Here is a 766-nt window from a genome sequence, read left to right on the forward strand (position 1 = left end):
GCGAACAACACCGTTCTAATATCCATAAATTTTAATCATTTAAACCATGTTATGATTGGTAAAAGCGATAACGGAATTTAATTGAATTTTAATAGAAGGACGGTAATGACGATGACAGAACGACATATTGAAACTTTGCTTGCACAAATTGGTAACCGTAGTGATAAGGCTTATGGTGCGATTAATACCCCACTATATTTCTCAACAGCCTATAAACACCCAGGCCTAGGTGAATCCACTGGTTACGACTATACACGTACGGCCAACCCAACTCGTGACGTCTTGCAAGAAGCAATTGCCGTTTTGGAGAATGGTGAACAAGGGTTTGCTACGTCATCAGGTATGGCAGCTATTCAATTAGTTATTGAAGGCTTATTATCACATGGTGATACAGTCGTTACCCTACAAGATTTATATGGTGGCTCATACCGTTACTTCCATCACATGGAGGAAAAGGGCTTCTACAACTTCACTTACTGTTTAACAGAAGATGAAGTGTACGCTGAAATTGAAAAAGGACCGAAATTAGTCTTCATCGAAACACCAACTAATCCAATGATGGTGGAATTTGATATTGCGGAAATTTCTAAACGTGCCCATGCAGTTGGCGCTGTAGTTGTTGTAGACAATACTTTCTACACACCACTCATCCAACGCCCACTTGAAGAAGGGGCGGATGTTGTCATCCATTCAGCAACGAAATATATTGGTGGTCACAATGATGTCTTAGGTGGTTTAGTAGCCAGCAAGGGTCAAGATATCAATG

Annotated in this window: 1 protein-coding gene; it reads left to right on the forward strand. The window is 40.5% G+C overall.

Translation table 11 applies throughout. The features are described 5' to 3' along the window. Positions 1–111: 111 nt before the first annotated feature. Positions 112–766, forward strand: a 655-nt coding sequence (locus tag ACRCJ0_RS17150; RefSeq protein ID WP_431391366.1) for an aminotransferase class V-fold PLP-dependent enzyme, incomplete at its 3' end; no start/stop codon positions are given.

The organism is Aerococcus sp. L_32, from assembly GCF_050689315.1.